Raw genomic sequence first — 247 nt, 5'->3', positions numbered from 1 at the left:
ACACTGGAGTCACAACTTGAGCCGCTTTAGATAGCACTGAGCTTTCACTGTCTTCGTTGCCAAAACTGCCGTCCATACCTAATGAGTTCAGGAAGCTAAGAATAGCCACAACCATTACTATGGTTTTACCTGCACCAAGCACGAAACGTTTCAACTTCTGCCAAGTTTTCAGCATCACGTTTTGCACGGTCGGCAACTCGTAATCCGGCATTTCCATAACCAAGCTGTCACTGCTACCAGGATAGAT

Annotated in this window: 1 pseudogene; it reads right to left on the bottom strand. The window is 46.2% G+C overall.

Annotation, left to right across the window (positions count from 1 at the left end):
* Nucleotides 1-247: pseudogene (locus tag AB4512_RS25445) on the bottom strand (ferrous iron transporter B); the annotation flags it as partial.

Origin of the sequence: Vibrio sp. 10N.222.52.B7, assembly GCF_041474275.1 — a bacterium.
Taxonomy (GTDB): domain Bacteria; phylum Pseudomonadota; class Gammaproteobacteria; order Enterobacterales; family Vibrionaceae; genus Vibrio; species Vibrio crassostreae_C.
The sequence above is the reverse complement of the archived record's forward strand: the minus strand, read 5'-3'. Positions and strand labels throughout refer to the sequence as shown.